This window comes from Streptomyces sp. NPDC101237, from assembly GCF_044767465.1.
GTDB classification, from domain to species: Bacteria; Actinomycetota; Actinomycetes; order Streptomycetales; family Streptomycetaceae; genus Streptomyces; species Streptomyces gramineus.
In genome coordinates, this window is sequence record NZ_JBIWNY010000003.1 from 51,971 (window position 1) to 71,124 (window position 19,154).

17 protein-coding genes and 1 pseudogene are annotated in these 19,154 nt (G+C 71.8%); 6 read left to right on the plus strand and 12 right to left on the minus strand.

All coding sequences use genetic code 11. The annotated features are described in order from the left end of the window. Window positions 1-4: 4 nt before the first annotated feature. The 6 genes from mmsB to ACIRQ9_RS06090 all read right to left on the minus strand — a co-directional run bounded on the left by mmsB (window position 5) and on the right by ACIRQ9_RS06090 (window position 7,355). Window positions 5-1,249, minus strand: a complete 1,245-nt coding sequence (gene mmsB / locus ACIRQ9_RS06065) for a multiple monosaccharide ABC transporter permease (protein ID WP_404167636.1) — start codon at window positions 1,247-1,249, stop codon at window positions 5-7. Further along, the gene (mmsA, locus tag ACIRQ9_RS06070) at window positions 1,246-2,808 is read right to left on the minus strand and encodes a multiple monosaccharide ABC transporter ATP-binding protein (RefSeq protein WP_404167638.1); all 1,563 of its coding nucleotides are present in this window, start codon (window positions 2,806-2,808) and stop codon (window positions 1,246-1,248) included. The genes mmsB and mmsA overlap by 4 nt, the downstream gene beginning before the upstream one ends. 45 nt (window positions 2,809-2,853) lie before the next feature. Next, on the minus strand, window positions 2,854-3,963 hold the full coding sequence (gene chvE, locus ACIRQ9_RS06075; RefSeq protein ID WP_404167640.1) for a multiple monosaccharide ABC transporter substrate-binding protein: 1,110 nt from the start codon (window positions 3,961-3,963) through the stop codon (window positions 2,854-2,856). A gap of 141 nt (window positions 3,964-4,104) precedes the next feature. After that, window positions 4,105-5,085: a hypothetical protein gene (locus tag ACIRQ9_RS06080; RefSeq protein WP_404167642.1), complete on the minus strand. Its 981-nt coding sequence runs from the start codon at window positions 5,083-5,085 to the stop codon at window positions 4,105-4,107. A 111-nt stretch (window positions 5,086-5,196) separates the two neighbouring features. Then, window positions 5,197-6,201 (minus strand): zinc-binding dehydrogenase, encoded by a 1,005-nt coding sequence (locus tag ACIRQ9_RS06085; RefSeq protein ID WP_404167644.1) that lies wholly within the window; start codon window positions 6,199-6,201, stop codon window positions 5,197-5,199. Next, window positions 6,198-7,355, minus strand: coding sequence for a mandelate racemase/muconate lactonizing enzyme family protein (locus ACIRQ9_RS06090; RefSeq protein WP_404167646.1), 1,158 nt, complete (start codon window positions 7,353-7,355; stop codon window positions 6,198-6,200). Before ACIRQ9_RS06090 ends, ACIRQ9_RS06085 begins: the two co-directional genes overlap by 4 nt. Before the next feature lie 201 nt (window positions 7,356-7,556). Here ACIRQ9_RS06090 and ACIRQ9_RS06095 point away from each other — a divergent pair, with 201 nt between their 5' ends. Together ACIRQ9_RS06095 and ACIRQ9_RS06100 are read left to right on the plus strand one after the other, a co-directional pair. Next, window positions 7,557-8,498 (plus strand): hypothetical protein, encoded by a 942-nt coding sequence (locus ACIRQ9_RS06095; RefSeq protein WP_404167648.1) that lies wholly within the window; start codon window positions 7,557-7,559, stop codon window positions 8,496-8,498. A 123-nt stretch (window positions 8,499-8,621) separates the two neighbouring features. Continuing rightward, window positions 8,622-9,095, plus strand: a complete 474-nt coding sequence (locus tag ACIRQ9_RS06100) for a carboxymuconolactone decarboxylase family protein (RefSeq protein ID WP_404167650.1) — start codon at window positions 8,622-8,624, stop codon at window positions 9,093-9,095. Between the two features lie 348 nt (window positions 9,096-9,443). On the opposite strand, the gene ACIRQ9_RS06105 is transcribed toward ACIRQ9_RS06100, so the two are convergent. Further along, a complete protein-coding gene (locus ACIRQ9_RS06105; protein WP_404167652.1) occupies window positions 9,444-9,893 on the minus strand; it encodes a MarR family winged helix-turn-helix transcriptional regulator in 450 nt (149 codons plus the stop codon). 90 nt (window positions 9,894-9,983) lie between these two features. Between ACIRQ9_RS06105 and ACIRQ9_RS06110 the strand changes: the two genes are divergently transcribed. Both ACIRQ9_RS06110 and ACIRQ9_RS06115 read left to right on the plus strand, forming a co-directional pair. Continuing rightward, window positions 9,984-10,982 carry an NADP-dependent oxidoreductase gene (locus ACIRQ9_RS06110; RefSeq protein WP_404167654.1) on the plus strand — a complete coding sequence of 333 codons (999 nt, stop codon included), beginning with the start codon at window positions 9,984-9,986 and terminating at the stop codon, window positions 10,980-10,982. Between the two features lie 95 nt (window positions 10,983-11,077). After that, window positions 11,078-11,143: pseudogene (locus ACIRQ9_RS06115) on the plus strand (organic hydroperoxide resistance protein); the annotation flags it as partial. Window positions 11,144-11,289: 146 nt separating this feature from the next. Here ACIRQ9_RS06115 and ACIRQ9_RS06120 read toward each other — a convergent pair. Further along, window positions 11,290-12,450: a serine hydrolase domain-containing protein gene (locus ACIRQ9_RS06120; protein WP_404167656.1), complete on the minus strand. Its 1,161-nt coding sequence runs from the start codon at window positions 12,448-12,450 to the stop codon at window positions 11,290-11,292. A 193-nt stretch (window positions 12,451-12,643) separates the two neighbouring features. Between ACIRQ9_RS06120 and ACIRQ9_RS06125 the strand changes: the two genes are divergently transcribed. Then, window positions 12,644-13,444: an EI24 domain-containing protein gene (locus ACIRQ9_RS06125; RefSeq protein ID WP_404167658.1), complete on the plus strand. Its 801-nt coding sequence runs from the start codon at window positions 12,644-12,646 to the stop codon at window positions 13,442-13,444. Here ACIRQ9_RS06125 and ACIRQ9_RS06130 read toward each other — a convergent pair. From ACIRQ9_RS06130 to ACIRQ9_RS06140, 3 genes are all read right to left on the minus strand, one after another. Beyond that, a complete protein-coding gene (locus tag ACIRQ9_RS06130) occupies window positions 13,434-14,681 on the minus strand; it encodes a pyroglutamyl peptidase (RefSeq protein WP_404167660.1) in 1,248 nt (415 codons plus the stop codon). The two genes, ACIRQ9_RS06125 and ACIRQ9_RS06130, sit on opposite strands and share 11 nt — an antisense overlap. Window positions 14,682-14,971: 290 nt before the next feature. Beyond that, the gene (locus tag ACIRQ9_RS06135) at window positions 14,972-15,946 is read right to left on the minus strand and encodes an aldose epimerase family protein (protein ID WP_404167662.1); all 975 of its coding nucleotides are present in this window, start codon (window positions 15,944-15,946) and stop codon (window positions 14,972-14,974) included. A gap of 23 nt (window positions 15,947-15,969) precedes the next feature. Next, window positions 15,970-16,866, minus strand: a complete 897-nt coding sequence (locus ACIRQ9_RS06140) for an SGNH/GDSL hydrolase family protein (protein WP_404167664.1) — start codon at window positions 16,864-16,866, stop codon at window positions 15,970-15,972. A 253-nt stretch (window positions 16,867-17,119) separates the two neighbouring features. Here ACIRQ9_RS06140 and ACIRQ9_RS06145 point away from each other — a divergent pair, with 253 nt between their 5' ends. Continuing rightward, entirely contained in the window at window positions 17,120-17,614 is a 495-nt protein-coding gene (locus ACIRQ9_RS06145) for a DUF3145 domain-containing protein (RefSeq protein ID WP_404167666.1), read from the plus strand. A 199-nt stretch (window positions 17,615-17,813) separates the two neighbouring features. On the opposite strand, the gene fabF is transcribed toward ACIRQ9_RS06145, so the two are convergent. Then, window positions 17,814-19,076, minus strand: a complete 1,263-nt coding sequence (fabF, locus tag ACIRQ9_RS06150) for a beta-ketoacyl-ACP synthase II (RefSeq protein WP_404167668.1) — start codon at window positions 19,074-19,076, stop codon at window positions 17,814-17,816. Window positions 19,077-19,154: the final 78 nt, after the last annotated feature.

The following is a 19,154-nucleotide window of genomic DNA, read 5'->3' on the forward strand; positions in this document are numbered from 1 at the left end:
CTGACTACGAACCGGACTTGCGCTTGTTCCAGACGTCGAAGCCGACCGCCGCGAGGAGGGCCAGGCCCTTGATGACCTGCTGCCAGTCGGTGCCGACGCTGAGGAGGTTCATGCCGTTGTTCAGCACGCCGAGGACGAGACCGCCGATGATGGCGCCGAGGATGGTGCCGACACCGCCGCTCATGGAGGCGCCGCCGATGAACGAGGAGGCGATCGCCTCCAGTTCGAAGCCGTCGCCCGCCTTCGGCGAGGCCGCGTTCAGCCGGGCGGCGACCACCAGACCGGCCAGGGCCGCGAGCACGCCCATGTTCAGGAAGACGTAGAAGGAGACCTTCTTGTCCTTGACGCCGGACAGCTTGGCCGCCGGCAGGTTGCCGCCGATCGCGTAGATGTGCCGGCCGAAGACCGCGTTGCGCATCACGTAGCCGTAGCCGACGACCAGGACGCCGAGCACGATCAGGACGATCGGGGCGCCCTTGTAGCTGGCGAGCAGCATGGTCAGCACGAGGATCGCGGCGATCAGCGCGGTCAGCTTCAGCAGGAACAGCCGGGTGGGCGGCACGTCCAGGGCGAACTCCTGTTGGCGGCGGCGGTCGCGGAACTCCTGCCGGACCACGGCGGCGATCAGCAGGGCACCCAGCAGGAGCGTGATGTTGTGGTAGTTGGTGTGCGGGCCGACCTCGGGGAGGAAGCCGTTGCCCAGTTTCTGCAGGCCGCCCGGGAACGGGCCGATGGTCTGGCCCTGGAGCAGGATCTCGGTGAGACCGCGGAACAGCAGCATGCCGGCGAGGGTGACGATGAACGACGGTATGCCGAAGTAGGCGATCAGCACGCCCTGGGCGGCGCCCGCGACGGCACCCATCGCCAGGCACAGCACCAGCGCGAGGGGCCACGCCATCCCGTGGTCGACCGTCAGCACGGCGGCGAAGGCACCCACGAACGCCGTCAGCGAGCCGACCGACAGGTCGATGTGCCCGGCGATGATCACCATCATCATGCCGATGGCCAGGATCAGGATGTAGCTGTTCTGCAGGACCAGGTTGGAGACGTTGCGCGGCAGCAGCAGGTCGCCGTCGGTCCACACCGCGAACAGGACGACGATCAGACCGAGCGCGATCAGCATGCCGTACTGGCGCATGTTGCGGCGCAGTCCGTCCAGCACCAGCCGGATCAGACCGGTGCCGTCGGCCGGTCCGCCCCTGCCCGGCGGCGCGGGCGCCGGGCTCTTGGCGGTGACATCCGTGCTCATCGCGACACCTCTTCGTCCTTCGCCTTGTCTTTCGTCATATGGCGCATCAGCACTTCCTGGGTGGCCTCGGCCCGCGGCACCTCACCGGTCAGCCGGCCGGCGGCCATGGTGTAGATGCGGTCGCACATGCCGAGCAGTTCGGGCAGCTCGGAGGAGATGAAGACGACCGCCTTGCCCTGGGCGGCGAGCCGGTCGACGACCGTGTAGATCTCGTACTTGGCGCCCACGTCGATGCCGCGGGTCGGCTCGTCCAGGAGCAGCACGTCGGGACCCGCGAAGATCCACTTGCTGAGGACGACCTTCTGCTGGTTGCCGCCCGACAGCTTGCCCACCGGTTCGAAGACCGTGGGCGTCTTGATGTTCATGGACGCGCGGTAGCCCTCGGCGACCTGGCGTTCCTCGTGCTCGTCCACGATCCCGCGCCGGGCGACCTTGCCCAGCGCGGTCAGCGAGATGTTGCGGTTGATGGTGTCGATGAGGTTGAGCCCGTAGTGCTTGCGGTCCTCGGTGACGTACGCGATGCCCTGCCGGACCGCCTCGGCCACCGACCTGGTACGGATCTCCGTGCCGTCCTTGAGGACCGTGCCGCCGTCGTAGCGGCCGTAGGCCCGCCCGAAGACGCTCATCGCGAGTTCGGTGCGGCCCGCGCCCATCAGGCCCGCGATGCCGACGATCTCGCCGCGCCGGACGTGGATCGACACGTCGTCGACGACCTTGCGTTCGCGGTCGATCGGGTGCCGCACGGTCCAGTTGCGGATCTCCAGGGCCGGTGCGGCGTCCTTCTCGCCCTCGTACGCGGTCCGTTCGGGGAAGCGGTGGTCCAGGTCGCGGCCCACCATGCCCGCGATGATCCGCTCCTCCGTCGTCTCGGCGGCCTTCACGTCGAGGGTCTCGATGGAGTGGCCGTCCCGCAGGATCGTCACCGAGTCGGCGACCCGGCGGATCTCGTTGAGCTTGTGGGAGATGATGATCGAGGTGATGCCCTGGTTCTTCAGCTCCAGGATCAGGTCGAGGAGTTTGCCGCTGTCCTCGTCGTTCAGCGCGGCGGTCGGCTCGTCGAGGATGAGCAGCTTCACCTTCTTCGACAGCGCCTTCGCGATCTCCACCAGCTGCTGCTTGCCCACGCCGATGTCGGCGACGCGGGTCTCCGGGTGGTCGTCGAGACCGACCCGGCGCAGCAGCCGGCTGGCGTGCCGCAGCGTCTCCCGCCAGTCGATGAACCCGCCCTTGGCGTGTTCGTTGCCGAGGAAGATGTTCTCCGCCAGCGAGAGATACGGCGACAGCGCCAGCTCCTGGTGGATGATCACGATGCCGAGCTGCTCGCTCGCCCGGATGTCGCCGAACGCGCACGGCTCGCCCTCGAAGAGGATGTCGCCCGCGTAACTGCCGTGCGGATGGACGCCGGAGAGGACCTTCATCAGGGTCGACTTGCCGGCGCCGTTCTCCCCGCAGATGGCGTGGACCTCGCCCTGACGGACGGTCAGGGTGACGTCCGACAGGGCTTTGACGCCGGGAAAGGTCTTGACGATCGAGCGCATTTCCAGGACGGGTCCCGCCATGGTCGTGCCTTCCCATTCAGTAGGACAACGAGTAGGGGGACTGGGTCACTTGAGTTCGGCGTCGGTGTAGTAGCCGCCCTTGACCAGGACGTCCTCGTAGTTCGACTTGTCGACGCTCACCGGCTGCAGCAGGTACGCGGGGACGACCTTGGTCCCGTTGTCGTACGTCTTGGTGTCGTTGGTCTGCGGCGTCTTCTTGTTGAGGGCGTCGTCGACCATGGTCGCGGCGACCTTGGCGAGTTCCCGGAGGTCCTTGTAGACGGTCTGCGTCTGGTCGCCCGCGATGATCGACTTCACCGAGGCCAGCTCGGCGTCCTGGCCGGTGATGACGGGCAGCGGCTGGCTCTTGGAGCCGTAGCCGTCCGACTTCAGCGCGGCGATGACACCGATCGAGATGCCGTCGTACGGCGAGAGCACCGCGTCGACCTTGGCGGACTTGTAGGAGGAGGTGAGGATGTCCTCCATGCGCGCCTGCGCGGTCGCGCCGTCCCAGCGCAGCGTGGTGACCTTGTTCAGCGCGGTCTGGCCGGACTTGACCACCAGCTGCTTCTTGTCGATGTACGGCTGGAGCACGCTCATCGCGCCGCCGAAGAAGTACTTGGTGTTGTTGTCGTCGTTCGAGCCGGCGAACAGCTCGATGTTGAACGGTCCCTTCTTGCCGCTGTCCAGACCCAGCTTGTGCACGATGTACGTGCCCTGCTCGACGCCGACCTTCTCGTTGTCGAAGGAGGCGTAGTAGTCGACGTTCTTCGTGCCGAGGATGAGGCGGTCGTAGGCGATGACCGGGATGTGGGCGTCCGCGGCCTCCTGGAGCACGTTGTTCAGGGACTTGTTGTCGATGGCCGCGATGACCAGGCCCTTGACCCCCTGCGTGATCAGGTTCTCGATCTGGGAGACCTGCGTCTCCGGGTCGTCCTCGCCGAAGACCAGCTTCGTCTTGTAGCCCTTGGCCTTGATGTCCTTGACGAGGTTGTTGCCGTCGTTGATCCAGCGTTCGGACGACTTCGTCGGCATCGCGATGCCGATCGTGCCGCCCTTGGCGCTGCCGCCGTCCTCCTTGCTGCCGCCCTCGCCGCTCTGCCCGCAGGCGGTCAGGGTGAGGGCGAGGGAGGCGGCCCCGGCCATGAGGGTGAGGGCGCTTCTACGAGTGCGCATGGTGATCGGTCCCTGTCTTCTCGTCGTTGAGAGGTGCGTGCGAGGTCTTCGAAGCGTCCCGAGGGGCGCTGGGGGCAGCCCCGGCCGAAGGCTGGGGAGGAACTGCGCGACCGGCCACCGACGGCCCGCAGTCCCCGTCGGTCATCCGGTGGCGCCCTCGACGGGGAACCTGTTGAGGACCCCCGGCGACCGCGACCCCAGCGGCGCCATGTCCCCGTCCGCCCCGTGCCGTGCCAGCAGGTCCAGCGCGAGCCGTCCCCGCCGCACCCGCTCCCGCGCGGTGTCCAGGGTCACGTCCCGCAGGTGGGTGCCCCACGGGTAGATGCCGGGGGCCTTGGACAGGCCGAACTTCAGGTAGATCGGTGCGCCGCGCCGGATCAGCTCGGCGACCTCGTACATCCGGATGTAGCCGCCGAGGTCGTCGGGGGCCTCGATGTACATGTCCATGGGGGCGCCGGACACCCGGCGGATCTCGGTGAGGTGATCGAGCGTCAGGTCGCTCGGCACGTTGACGGAGTCGGCCCCGAGGTGCTCGAACACCGCGTACGACGCCGGGTTGACCGGCCCGACGAGCGCGGACACCTTGAGCGTGGTGCCGGCCGGGATGATCCCGGCCTGCCGGGCCCGGTGTAGGGTCCACAGCACGCCCTCGTCGGCGACCAGCAGACAGGTGACGCCCAGTTCCGTGGCCCGCACGGCGTCCTCGACGCAGCCGGCGACCGCGTCGTGACCCCGCGCGCGCAGTCCGGCCCCCCGCGAGTCGGAGCGCACCGAGCCGCCGATGTCCCAGGTGCCGCGCGGTCCGGTGAACAGGCACAGCTCGATGTCGCGTTCGTTCGTCGCGTCGACCATCTCGGTGATCTCGGCGTCGGTGAGCATCCACACGCCGCTGCCCTGGCTGATCCGGTGGATCGGCACGTCCAGCCGCGAGGACTCCTTGAGCACGACGGCCAGCGCCTCGGGGCCCTCGCAGGAGGGGATCTCGGTGCGCCACCTGCCGCCGCCCGGGAAGGCGTGGGCGGAGGCGTCGGCGGGATCGAGGGCGGGCGCGCCCAGACCGAGGGCGGTGAGTGCCTGCTCACCGGGTCGGCGGGCCGCCGTAACGGAAGCGTCGGTCGTCACTGGCTGTCCTTCGTGTTCGGTATATCGGACAAGGTTCGCGGCTCTGGGCAGAGAAAGGCCGGGAGGTGCGCCGGCCGCGGCGAGACCGGCCGCACCGGGGCCGGCGTGCGGCTAGGGGCGCAGCAGCACCTTGCCCACCTTCGGGTCGCCCGCTCCCACCAGTTCGATGGCGCGCGGGAACTCGGTCAGCGGCAGCTCGTGCGTGACCAGTGGCGACGGGTCGAGGAGGCCGGCGGCGAAGACCCGGACCGCGTGCGCCCAGGCGTCCGGCGGCGCCCCGAAGACGGTGTGCACCTCCAGTTGCCGTACGACGAGGTCGGTCGGGTCCAGACCGTCGGCACCCGGGGCCGGGATCCCGGTCAGGACCAGGCGTCCGCCGCGCCTGAGCAGGGAGGCGGCGGTGCGCGCGGCGGACGCGGACCCGGCGGTCTCGATCACGACGTCGACGTCGCCGGGCAGTTCCTGGTCCCTGGTGCGGAAGCCGGTCGCTCCGAACCGCCGGGACAGCTCCTCGCGGTCGTCCCGGGTCCCGACGACCAGCAGGTCGGCCGGCGAGACGGCGCGCAGGAACTGCACGGCGAACATGCCCAGCGTTCCCGTGCCGACCACCGCGACCCGCTCGCCCGGCCGGGCCCCGCCCTTCAGCACGGCGGCCGCGACACAGGCGGCCGGTTCCAGCAGCGCGGCGGCGGTCAGGTCGGCGTGGTCGGGGAGCACGTGCAGCAGCCGGGCCGGGAGGGTGAGCGTCGCGGCCATGGCGCCCGGCTGCGTGAACCCGGTCTCCTCGTAGCCGTCGGTGCACAGCGTGGTCTCGCCGGCGTGGCAGCGGTCGCACACCTGGCAGTTGCGGAACCCCTCGCCGACCACCTTCCGGCCGACCAGGGCCGCGGGGACCCCGGCGCCGACGGCCCGTACCGTCCCCGACCACTCGTGTCCCGGCGTGAGCGGGTAACGGACGTACCCCTCGGGCCGGTTGCCCTGGTACAGCTCGCGGTCGCTCCCGCAGATCCCGACCGCGTGCACCGCGACCAGCGCCTCGCCGGGGCCGGGCTCGCGGGGCGCGTGCTCCTCGATGCGGTGGCGGCCCGGCGCCTCGACGACGACCTGCGCGCTCACCGGGTCCCCTCGGGCCTGCGCTGCTCCCAGCCGTCGGCCCAGAGGTCGAAGCGGGCCTGCTGCTGCGGGAACTCGGCGGCGGCGTCGGCGTCGAACTCGACGCCCAGGCCGGGCGCGTCGGAGAGGTGGAAGTACCCGTCGACGACCTCCGGCGCCCCCTTGACCACCTTCTTGATCTCGGCGTCGGCGAAGTCGTTGAAGTGCTCCAGGATCTTGAAGTTGGGAGTGCTGAACCCGACCTGGAGGGAGGCCGCGGTCAGCACGGAGCCGCCGACGTTGTGCGGCGCGACCAGCACGTAGTGCGTCTCGGCGGTGGCGGCGAGCTTGCGGGTCTCCCAGATGCCGCCGAGGTGGCCGACGTCCGGCTGGACTATGTCCACCGCCTGGCTCTCGAAGAGCTCGCGGAACTCGATGCGGTCGTGGATGCGTTCACCGGTGGCGAGGGGGATGTCCGTCTTGGCGGCGATCTTCTCCAGCGCCTTCAGGTTCTCCGGCGGGCAGGGCTCCTCCAGCCAGGCCGGCCGGTAGGGCGCCAGCTCGCGCGCGAGCCGCACGGCCGTCGCGGGGGAGAAGCGGCCGTGCATCTCCAGCATCAGCTCGGCGTCCGGCCCGATGGCGTCGCGGACGGCCTCGATCAGCGACACGGAGTACAGCGTCTGCTCGTGGTCCAGCTCGAAGTGCCCGGTGCCGAACGGGTCGATCTTCAGGGCCCGGTAGCCGCGCTCGATCACCCCCTGGGCTGCCTTGTGGTACGCCTCCGGCGTTCGCTCGGTCGTGTACCAGCCGTTGGCGTACGCCTTGACCCGGTCGGTCACCTTCCCGCCGAGCAGCTGCCACACCGGCACGCCCAGCGCCTTGCCCTTGATGTCCCAGCAGGCCATCTCGACGACGGCGATGCCGGACATGACGATCTCACCGGCCCGGCCGTAGTCGCCGTACTTCATCCGGCGCACCAGGTCCTCCGCCGCGAACGGGTCCGAGCCGAGGATGTGGTTGGCCTCGGCCTCCCGCAGGTAGCCGATCAGCGCGTCGGTGTGACCGAGCATCCGGGTCTCGCCGACTCCCGTGATCCCTTCGTCGGTGTGCACCTGGACGTACGTCAGGTTGCGCCACGGCGTCCCGACCACGTGTGTGCTGATTCCGGTGATGCGCACGGCAGTTGCCCCTCAGCTGTTCGAGATTTCGTCACACGTTCGAAATGCTGGCGTGACAGTAAGGATGGGGCGGCGGGGGTGTCAATGGGGCGAACAGGTAACGGTTTCGGCACGGGTTTCGAGCGGATTTCCGGTCGTCCACAGAACCTTCACAGGGCTGGGTGGTTAAGCGGCCGGTGGGGAACTTAGTCTTCCCGCGTCATGGACTACTGCCACCCGTGCCGACGGCACCTCAACGGCGCCCTCACCTGCCCGGGGTGCGGCACTCCCGCCGAGACGCTCCGGCCCTCCGCGCCGGAGACGACCGCCCCCGCCCCGGCCGCCGCCGCTGAAATCCCCGGCCTGCGGGCGGAGTTGCCCGCCGACGGCCCCGGCGCGGCGGACGCCCACGACGGCTACGACGCCCACGACGGCTACGGGGCTCGCGACGGCTACGGGGCTCGCGACGGCCACGACGGTCACGGCGACGAGGAGGGCGAACTCCCGTCGGGCGGCCGGGCGGACCGGCGTCGGGCGGCCCGCGGGCGCGGCGGCCGAGGCCGCGGACGGGCCGCGGGGAACCTCGCCGAGGGCGCCGGGGACCTCGGGGACGGCGACGGCACCGGGGACGCCGACGAGCCCTCCGGGGCCGACGGAAGCCGTCGCGACCGCAAGGCGGCGGCCCATCGCAGGCGGCGCCGCAGGATCCTGCTCGTGAGCGTGGCGTGCGTCCTGGCGGTGGGCGGCCTGAGCCTCGCCGAACTCGGCACCGACGCCCTGCCGTTCACCAGTCCGGGTTCGTCCTCGGCGGGCGGCGACACCACCGACGGCGGCACTGCGACGTCGTCGCCGGGCGCGACGGCCGAGCCGCTGGGCGACACCTCCGGCGCCACCGGCGCGGCGAGCCCGGCCTCCGCGGACCACTCCGCCTCGCCATCTCCCTCCTCGTCGAAGGACAAGGCGTCCGCCTCCCCGTCGCCGAGCCCGAAGGACGCGTCGGAGCAGTCGGCGACGACCGGTCCGGGCGCGGGCCCGCGGACACCGACGGCGGCGCCGTCGTCCTCGGCGGCCTCGACACCGACCGCGGACCCGACGACCGCGAAGCCGAGCCCAAGCCCGTCCCAGAGCCACTCGTGCACGCGGTTCCTGTGGTGGTGTTCCTGACGGCCGACCCGGTCGCGGGTCTGCCCGAGCAAAGCCGGCAAATCCCCGGTCGCCGTGTCACATCCGCGCGACCCGCTCCGTCATAGGTGTGCATCCCGCCGGATCCCAACGGAGGAACACACCATGGAAGCCCGTCTGAACCTCTTCGCCAGCCCCACCGCCGGCAAGCTCATCAAGGCCTTCAACGGCGTGGGCAGGGCCACCGAGGGCACGTCGGTCCCCGCCGCCACCCTGGAGCTGGTCAAGATCCGCGCCAGCCAGATCAACGGCTGCGGCTTCTGCCTCGACATGCACACCAAGGACGCGGCCGCCGCGGGCGAGACCCAGCAGCGCCTGCACATGGTCGCCGCCTGGCGCGAGGCGACCGTGTTCACCGAGGCCGAGCGCGCGGCGCTGGAACTGGCCGAGCAGGGCACCCGGATCGCCGACGCGGCGGGCGGGGTGCCCGACGCGGTGTGGGAGAACGCCGCCAAGCACTACGACGAGGAGGGACTCGTCGCGCTGGTGGCGACGATCGCCCTGATCAACGCCTACAACCGGCTGAACGTCGTCTTCCAGCAGCCGGCCGGCGACTACCGGCCCGGCCAGTTCGCCTGACCGCGGCGGCCGGGAAGGGTTCCCCGCGGCCCGTCGGCGGCCGCGGGCGCCCCGCCCGCGCCCCGCCCGCGGTCCGCCCGCGGTCCGCCCGCGGTCCGCCCGCGGTCCGCCCGCGGTCCGCCCGCGCGGCGGCACCGCCAGGGCCCCCTGCCGTATCCCGCCGCCGATACCGGTTCCGCACCGCGCGCCCGCCCGCGGCCGTCGGGCCGCCACCGCCCCCGGGCCGCCACCGCCCCCGGGCCGGCAGCCGCGCCGCCGCCCTCGTCCGCCGTGCGGGCCGCACGCGCCCGCTCTCCGGCGCCGACCGGGCGCCGCAGGCCTCCCGCCGCCGGATCCGCCGGACCGGCGCTACGCGTCCAGCATCCGCCGCAGCAGGTCCCGCAGCGACAGCCGCTCGGCGTCCGTCAGGCCCGCCAGCGGCTCGCGCGCGAAGCGCAGCCCGTCGCGCAGGTCGCCGGCGACCCGGCGGCCCTCGTCCGTCGCGGCGGCCAGCTTCACCCGGCGGTCGGCGGGATCGGGCCGCCGCTCCGCCAGCCCCCGCGCCTCCAGCCGGTCCACGATCCCGGTCACGTTCGACGGCTCGCACTTCAGCTTCCGGGCCAGCTTCCGCATCGGCAGCGGCTCCAGCGAGAGCAGGCTGAGCAGCCGCGCCTGCGCCCCGGTGAGCGCGTGCTCGGCCGCCGCCTCCTCGTAGTCCGCGTAGAAGCGGGCCACGACGTCGCCGATCAGCTCGACGACCTCCAGGGTCAGGGCGTCGGGGCGCCGGGGCTTCGCTGCGCTGGACTGTGAGGACGACATGCGCCCAAGAGTACCCCGTTACTTGACATCCTGAAATATTAATGAGCATGGTTGTTTCAGGTACTGAAGTAATCAGGAAAGGCGCACGTCATGATCAACCGCGAGTGGCACCTGAAGAGCCGTCCCGTCGGCTGGCCGAAGCCCGAGGACTTCGCCCTGGTGGAGGCGGAGGTCCCGGCCCCGGGCGAGGGGCAGGTGCTCGTGCGGAACGCATACCTCTCCGTCGACCCGTACATGCGCGGCCGGATGAGTGCCGCGAAGTCCTACGCCGCGCCCTTCGAGCTGGGCGAGGTCATGCAGGGCGGCGCGGTCGGCGAGGTCGTCGCCTCCAACGCCGAGGGCATCGCCGTGGGCGACCACGTCCTGCACTTCCTCGGCTGGCGCGAGTACGCGGTCGTGGACGCGAGGAGCGCGGTGAAGGTCGACGCCGCGGCGGCGCCCCTGTCGGCGTACCTCGGCGTCCTCGGCATGACCGGCCTCACCGCCTACGCGGGCCTGCTGCGCACCGCCTCCTTCAAGGAGGGCGACGCGGTCTTCGTCTCCGGCGCGGCCGGCGCGGTCGGCAGCCAGGTCGGCCAGATCGCCAAGCTCAAGGGCGCCTCGCGGGTGATCGGCTCGGCCGGCTCCGACGAGAAGGTCGAGCTGCTGGTCGAGGAGTACGGCTTTGACGCGGCCTTCAACTACAAGAACGGCTCCGTCGCCGAGCAGCTGCGCACGGCGGCCCCCGACGGCGTCGACGTCTACTTCGACAACGTGGGCGGCGACCACCTGGAGGCGGCCATCGGGCAGCTCAACCGGGACGGCCGGATCGCGGTCTGCGGCATGATCTCCGTCTACAACAACACCGAGCCCGCCCCCGGCCCGAAGAACCTCGCCCGCCTCATCCAGACCCGCGGCCGGATCGAGGGCTTCCTGGTCGGCGACCACTACGACCTGCAGCCGCAGTTCGTCGCCGAGGTCGGCCCGTGGGTGGCCTCCGGCCGGCTGAAGTACCGCGAGACGGTCGTGGAGGGCATCGAGAACAACGTCGAGGCGTTCCTCGGGGTCCTGCGCGGCGACAACACCGGAAAGATGATCGTCAAACTGTAGGACTGCCCGCACTTTTCGTTATGCGGTAACTTCTTTCCGAAACCGTCGTCGATCGTGGGCGCGAGTCACGGCGGTCCGAGGAGAGAAGAAACCGCATGCCCCTTCAGCAGTCCGACGTCCTCTACACGGCCGTCGCCACCGCCGAGAACGGCCGTGACGGCGTGACGCTGGTCTGACGGTCGTCGTTGGTGTGGTGCGGAGACCGCACCCCTGGACGTGGGGTGCGGTCTCCCGTCTCCCGTCTGCCGGGTGCGGGCGCGTCTGGCCTGCCGGTCGCGCGGTTCCCCGCGCCGCGGGCGGGCCGCGCTCAGCGGGTGGCGAGCGCCGCCCTGTGCACGGCCTCCGCCAGCCGGTCGTTCTCGGGGGCCGCGCCGCCCGGGAACGCGAGCCGGCGGCGCGTGTAGCCGTAGGCGACCCCGCTCCTCGGGTCGGCGAACGCCTGGGAGCCCGCCGCACCGCTGTGGCCGATCGTGCCCGCGCCGAGGAACGGATGCCAGGTGTCCGCCGTCGCCTGGAACCCCAGGCCGTACGACTTGTGGGCGCGCGCCACCAGGTCGTACCCGGCCGAGTGGATCTGGCCGAACTCCCCGACCGTGTCCTCCTTCAGCAGCGCGGCCTTGCCGTCGACCTCGCTGAGCAGCGCCGCGTACATCCCGGCCAGGCCGCGCGCCGACGCGACCCCGCCGAACGACGCCGGGCCCCTGGCCCGGACCCGCGGGTCGTTGGGCAGCGCCGCCAGGTCCACGGGCACGGCGGCGTGTTCGTTGAACGCGATCCCCGCGAGCGTGTGCGGGCCGGACGGGACGGCGTCGAGCAGCGTCTGCTGCGCGGCCGTCGGCCGCATCGGCAGGGCGGTGCGGAACCGCGGCTCGTGCGCGGCCGGCAGACCCAGGAAGAAGCCGAGGGCGTACGGCGCCCGGACCCGCTCCTCGTACACGTCCTGGAGGGTCCTGCCGGTCGCCCGCCGTACGACCTCGCCGGTGAGGGCCCCGATGACGAGGGCGTGGTAGCCGAAGGCGGTGCCGGGACGCCAGAACGGCCGCTGGTCGGCGAGGCGTTCGGCCATCGCCCGGTCGTCGGCCAGTTCCTGGGGGCTGAACCCGGTGTCGGTGCCGACCAGGCCCGCCCGGTGCGCGACCAGGTCCCGCAGGGTCAGCATGCCCTTGCCCTCGGCGGCGAACTCCGGCCAGTAGTAGGTGACCTTGCGGTCCAGCTCCAGCGTGCCGTCCTGCACGAGCATCGCCACGACCAGGTGCGCCGCGCCCTTGGTGGACGAGAAGACGCCGTAGAGGCTGTCCCCGTCCGTCTCTTCGCCGGCCCACAGGTCGACGACCCGCCGGCCGTGGACGTACGCGCACAACTGTCCCTCGTAGTCGGCCGGCTCGCCGGCGGCGAAGGCGGCGAACTCCTCGCGCACCGCCTCGAAACCCGCCGCGACCGTGCCCCGGACCGTGATCTCCTGCGTCATCCGCTCTCCTCAACCGAGCCGCCGCAAGCAGCTCCCCTGGTGAACAACGCCCCGCCCTCTGGCTCCTGCGCATCGGTACGGCGGGATGCACCCGTTCGACTCAACCGTGGCCGAAGAGGTCTCGGCGTCACCACCGTCCCGGCGGCTCCACGCGCCCACCGCCCGCCGCGGCCGCACCGGTAATCTTTTCGACATGCGTGATCTCGGGGTGGGCTTCGGATATCTGCTCAAGGGCCAGCGGTGGGTGGGCCGGCACGGCAAGCAGTACGGCTTCGGTCTGCTGCCCGGCCTGATCACCCTCGTCCTCTACGCGGCGGCGCTGGTCGCCCTCGCGCTGTGGGGCGAGGACCTCGTGGCCTGGGCCACCCCCTTCGCCGACGACTGGTCCAGCCCCTGGGCCGGTCTCTTCCGCGGATTCCTCACCGCCGTGCTCTTCGCCCTCGGCCTGCTGCTGGCCGTCCTCACCTTCACCGCCGTCACTCTGCTGATAGGCCAGCCCTTCTACGAGAACCTCTCGGAGAAGGTCGACGAGGACGTCTCGCCCGACGGCACCGCGCCCCGGTCCGGACTGTCCTTCTGGCGCGAGCTGTGGATCTCGGCCCGCGACAGCCTGCGCGTCCTGGTCCGGGCCGGGCTGTGGGGCCTGCTGCTCTTCGCCCTCGGCTTCCTGCCCCTCGTCGGGCAGACCGTCGTACCGGTCGTCGGCTTCTTCGTGACCGGCTTCTTCCTCACCGAGGAACTCGCCGCCGTCGCCCTCCAGCGCCGGGGCGTCGACCTGCGCGCCCGGCTCGCCCTGCTGCGGTCCCGCAAGACGCTGGTGTGGGGCTTCGGCACCCCGCTGGGCCTCGCCTTCCTGGTCCCCTTCGTCGCGGTCTTCCTGATGCCGGGCGCGGTCGCCGGCGCCACCCTCCTCGCCCGCGACCTGCTGGGCGAGGAGACGGCCACGGAGGACCAGGACCAGGACCCGCGGCGGGACCGGCGGATCACCTCCTGAGGCCGGCGTCCGCCGCCACGGTCACGATCGCCCGCACCTGGTCGATGATGTCCACCCGGTTGCGCACGAACTCCGGATCGGTGACCTCCGTGGTGTTCCCGGCCCCGAACCGCAGCACCGGCGTGTGCACATGGCCGCCCGGCAGACTCCCGTGCAGGCCCAGCCGGTCGCGCAGCAGCGTCGCCCGGTAGGCGATCTCGTTGGACAGGTAGTCGCCGCCGCCACCGGCCCGCGCCGTGGACCCGGTACTGGGCCCGTCCGCCCGTACGACCGGCTCCGTGCCGCCTGCCGGGATCTCCGTCACCTCGGTGTGGTCGTAGACCGGGAACCGCCCGGTCGGCGCCGCGGTGATCGCCGCGTACGGCAGGGTGGTGGCCGTCCACTGCGGCTGCGTGGCCGGGTCGGCGACCGGGACGGTCTCCGTCCGGCTCACGTCGTCGTTGTCGGGGAACCCGCCCCGCCAGGCGCCGTTGGTGCGCTCCACGTCGAACCGCCCGACCCGGCCCTGGCTCACCGTCGTGAACAGGTCCACCCGCGGCAGGTACGGCCGCAGCGTCCGCTCCACCGTGCCCCGCGCGAAGTCGTCCCACCGCACGGGGAAGACCGCCGTCTCCACCCGAGCCGGGCCCCGCGCGGTCCGTACGACCGTGCCGTCCAGGGCCAGCGCGCTCGCACCGGACGGGTTGGAGATCCTGATGTCCCGGTCGAGGGTGAACGGGTCGAACCCGGTGACCAGGATCCGCCGCATCCCCCGGCCCGGGTACCGGATGTCGCTCTGCCCGCGCGAGGTCCGCTCCAGCGCGTCCAGCAGCGCCGCCCGCTGCCGCCCGCTCAGCCCGAACGCCGGCTCCCAGGTGCGCACGTTCCGGGTCATCCCGAGCCGCGCCCAGTACAGCGGCCGGTCGTCGTCCCGGCTGAGGTCGCCGCGCGGGGTCCCGTGTCCCTGCGCCCGGTCCACGGCCCGCCGCCACAGCGCGGACCCCTCCCGTACGGCGATCCGCCGGGCCTGCGCGTAGGAGCGGGCGCCGCCGAGCGCGCGGGCGAAGTCCGGTGCCACGCCGTCGAACCCGGACCGCCGCAGGATCTCCTGCGGCACCGCCCGGTCCAGCCGCTGCTCCTCGACGGTGGGGGAGACGGAGGGGGAGGGCGCGGGGGCCGCGTGCGCGGCGCCGGGGGCGAGCGACCCGGCCAGCAGGGCGAAGCCAAGAACACTTGTTCGAACGCGCAGCGAGTGCACAGGGGTGGCCTTCCGTCGCAGTGGGGTGCGTGGTGCCGTGCGGGCCGCAGTATCGCTCGCGGGACGGGGAGCGGTCTACGGCGCGGGGCGCGACCGGCCGGATGCGGGCCGGTCCGGGAGCCGGGCGGCCCGCAGGTGTTTGTGAAGGGTTCGTACGGGATAGCTGTGGGGTGGGCGATCGCCGGCTCGCGACTCCCGGCCGCGGTTAGGGTCGGAGCCGGGACGCGTCCCCCTTGAGCAGCCCCGGTCCGGGACCTGACCCCTGGACCGGGGCTTGCGGCCGTCCGGGATCAGTCCCGGACCCCGAAGCCGTACACCGTCTGCGAGCGGTACACCGCGCCCGGGTCGAGGCGGGTGCTCGGGAACTCCGGGCGGTTGGGGGAGTCCGGGAAGTGCTGGGTCTCCAGGGCGATGCCGTCGCCGGGTGCGAACGGGCCGCTCAGGTGCTCGGCCGTGTAGAGCTGGATGCCCGGCTCGGTGGTGGCCACGGTCAGGGTGCGGCCGGAGCCCGGGTCGTGCAGCTCGGCGATCTCCTCGGGCGCGTCGGTGACGCCCTTGTCGAGGACCAGGTTGTGGTCGTAGCCCGAGCCGACCTTGCGGGTCGTACGGAAGTCGAAACGGGAGCCGGAGACGTCCGCCAGGACGCCGGTCGGGATCAGACCGTCGTCGACCGGCGTGTACCGGGAGGCGGCGATCCGCAGTTCGTGGCCGCCCGCGTTCCCGGAGCCCGCCAGGTTGAAGTAGCTGTGGTTGGTGAGGTTCACGACGGTCGGGGCGTCGGTGACCGCCTCGTAGGCCACGCGCAGCGCGCCCGACGCGTCCAGCGTGTACGTGGCCGTCAGCTCCAGCCGTCCCGGGAAGCCCTCCTCGCCGTGCGCGCTCACCCGGGTCAGCCGCACCCCGTGCTCGACGGGCGCCACCTCCCACACCCGCTTGTCGAAGCCGCGCTCGCCGCCGTGCAGGGAGTGGGGCCCGTTGTTCGGCTCCAGGGCGTAGGACACGCCGTCCAGCGGGAACCGGGCCTGTCCGATCCGGTTGGCGTAACGGCCGACCAGGGCGCCGAAGTACGGTCCTGGATGCTCCAGATAGCCGTCCAGGCCGCTGAACCCCAGCACCACGTCCGCCGTGCGCCCGTCCCGGTCCGGGACCTCGACCGACTGCACGATTCCGCCGTACGACAGGATCCGCACCCGGGTCCCGGCGCGCTCCAGCGTCCAGCGGTGCACCTCGGTGCCGTCGGAAAGTGTGCCGAAAAGTTCGCTCATGAGGGAAACCCTAAGCCAAGGGTCTAGTCCACCGGGTTCTCCGCGGTGACGGTCCGGTAGGCGATCGCGGCCAGCTTCGACTGGCCGTTCGTGCTCGGATGGAACCAGTCCCAGTGGCTGAGCTGATCCGTCCCGAAGCGGTACGCGTACACCGCCCCGCCGTCGAAGCGGCACCGGCGGTCCGTGGCGCAGACCTCCGCCAGCACCTTGTTGTAGTCCTCGACCCGCTGCTGCACCCGGTCCCGGCGCAGGGTCGCCGCACTCGTCAGGTCGTCCGCGTCGCCGAGCATCGACGGGCAGATGCCCAGCTTCCAGATCTGCTTGCCCAGCGGGCTGGTCCGCCCCTGCGACCACAGCCGTTTCAGGTTCGGCACGCTCGACACGTACACCTGCGTCCTCGGCAGCGCGGTGCGCAGGGTGTGCAGGGCGTCCTCGAACTGGGCGCGGAAGTCCGCCACCGGGGTCATCGCCCGGACCGACCTGCGGCAGGCGTCGTTCGCCCCCGCCATCACCGTCACCAGCTGCGGACGGTGCCGGACCGCGTCGGCCATCTGTCCGGACAGGTCCGCCATCCGGGCGCCGGTCACCGCGTAGTTCCAGCTGTGGTCCGCCGCCCTCGTCCGCCCCAGCAGCCGTGTCGCCAGGCTGTCCACCCGGTCGCTGGTACCGGTCGCCCAGGACACCTCGGGACAGTCCGAGAGCACCGTGCAGGCGTCGAACCCGCGGGTGATGGAGTCACCGACCGCCGCGATCGAGGCCGGGCTGCGGTCCCACACCGGCACGGCCCGCGGGGCCGGCTTGCGGCCGTCGCCCTGCGAGGACGAGCCGCCGATCACGCCGCACCCGGCCAGCGCCAGCGCGGCGGTCACGGCGACCGCACCGGTCCGGGCACGCGCACGCCGGCGTCGCTGCTTCCGCATACCCCGCTGGTCCTCTCCGTCGGCCGGTTTGTCCCCCTCCATAACAACGCACCGGAGTTCCCACCCCCCGTCCTGCAACGGTCCACCCCCGTACAAGCGTCCCCCTGGGTGAATGGCAGGGCTTTCCCGGCACCTGGACCGACGGTACGTCACACTCCTTGCGTCGCCGCACGGTAGCCTCGCCATCAACGCGGCCGTCGTGTCACGGCCGCCAGCCAGCAAGCAAGACGCCCCGCTCTGCCCGGAGGTTCCGGTGACGACACGTGGAGTTCTGTACATGCACTCCGCGCCGCGCGCGCTGTGCCCGCACGTCGAGTGGGCCGTCGCCGGGGTGCTCGGCACGCGCGTCAACCTCGACTGGATCCGGCAGCCGGCCGCGCCCGGCACCTGGCGCTCCGAGTTCTCCTGGCAGGGCGAGGTCGGCACGGCCTCCAAACTGGCCTCCGCGCTGCGCGGCTGGCACCTGCTGCGCTTCGAGGTCACGGCCGAGCCCTGCGCGAAGGCCGAGGGCGAGCGCTACAGCTGCACGCCCGACCTCGGTATCTTCCACGCGGTCACCGGGATCCACGGCGACATCCTGATCCCCGAGGACCGTCTGAGGGCCGCGATGACCCGCTCACAGCGCGGCGAGACCGACCTGGAGGCCGAGATCGCCAAGCTCCTCGGCAAGCCCTGGGACGACGAACTGGAGCCGTTCCGCTACGCGGGAGAGGGCGCGCCGGTCCGCTGGCTCCACCAGGTGGTCTGACGCCGGAGGCCGTCCGCGGCGCCGTCGTGGCTGATCGCGCAGTTCCCCGCGCCCCCCGACGGGACTCGTGCAGCGCGGCCTTCTTTCAGGGGCGCGGGGAACTGCGCGACGAGCCCCCACCGGCCGTCAGCCGGCGGCGAAACGAAGTGGCCCGGACTCCGCCAGGGAGTCCGGGCCACGGCGTTCGCGACGGCGTCCGTCAGATCGTGCGGAACGCCAGCGCCACGTTGTGCCCGCCGAACCCGAACGAGTCGTTCAGCACGGCGATCCGGCCCTCGGGGAGCTGACGCGCCTTGCCCGCCACCACGTCCGCGTTGACCTCGGGGTCGAGGTCGTCCAGGTTGATGGTGGGCGGCGCCGTCCGGTTGACCAGCGCCAGGATCGACGCGACGGTCTCGATGCCGCCGGCCCCGCCCAGCAGGTGACCCGTCATCGACTTGGTCGCCGAGATGGCCATGTGGTCGACGTCGTCGCCGAACACCTTGCGCAGCGCCTTGATCTCGGCCACGTCACCCTGCGGCGTCGACGTCGCGTGCGCGTTGACGTGCACGATCTCGGCCGGCTTGAGGTCGGTGTTGTCGAGCAGGTTCTGCAGGGCGTGCGCGATGCCGTTGCCCGAGGGCTCCGGCTGCGTGATGTGGTGCGCGTCGGCGGAGATGCCCTGCCCGACCGCCTCCACGTAGATCCGGGCCCCGCGCGCCTTCGCGTGCTCCTCGGACTCCAGGACGATCACGCCCGCGCCCTCACCGAGGACGAAGCCGTCACGGCCGGAGTCGTAGGGACGCGACGCGCCCTTGGGGTCGTCGTTGTTCTTGGACATCGCCATCATGTTGCCGAACGCGACGATCGGCAGCGGGTGGATCGCCGCCTCCGTGCCGCCGGCCACGACGATGTCCGCACGCCCGGTGCGGATCATCTCGATGGCGTAACCGATGGCCTCGGCGCCGGAGGCGCAGGCCGACACGGGGGTGTGCACACCGGCCCGCGCGCCCAGCTCGATACCGACGTTGGCGGCCGGCGAGTTGGGCATGAGCATCGGCACGGTGTGCGGGGAGACGCGGCGTACGCCCTTCTCCTTGAGCACGTCGTACTGGTCGAGCAGGGTCGTCACACCGCCGATGCCGGAGGCGATGACGGCACCCACCCGGTCGGGGTCGGCGGACGCGTCCTCGCCGGCCCTGGCGGTGAAGCCGGCGTCCTTCCAGGCCTCCTGAGCGGCGATCAGCGCGAACTGCGCCGACCGGTCCAGCTTGCGGGCCTGCGGGCGCGGGATGATCTCGCCCGGTTCCACGGCGATCTGCGCCGCGATACGGACGGGCAGCTCGGCCGCCCAGTCCTGCTCCAGGAGGCGGACACCGGACGTGCCGGCGGTCAGGGCCTCCCAGAACGAAGCTGCGTCGCCACCCAGCGGTGTGGTTGCGCCGATACCGGTGACGACCACGGTGCGATTGGTCGGGCTCACGGGAATTCTTTCTCCAACGGATACGGGATTCGACGGCGCCACCGCCGGGTGGCGGGGCATTACAGCCGGAGGCTAGTG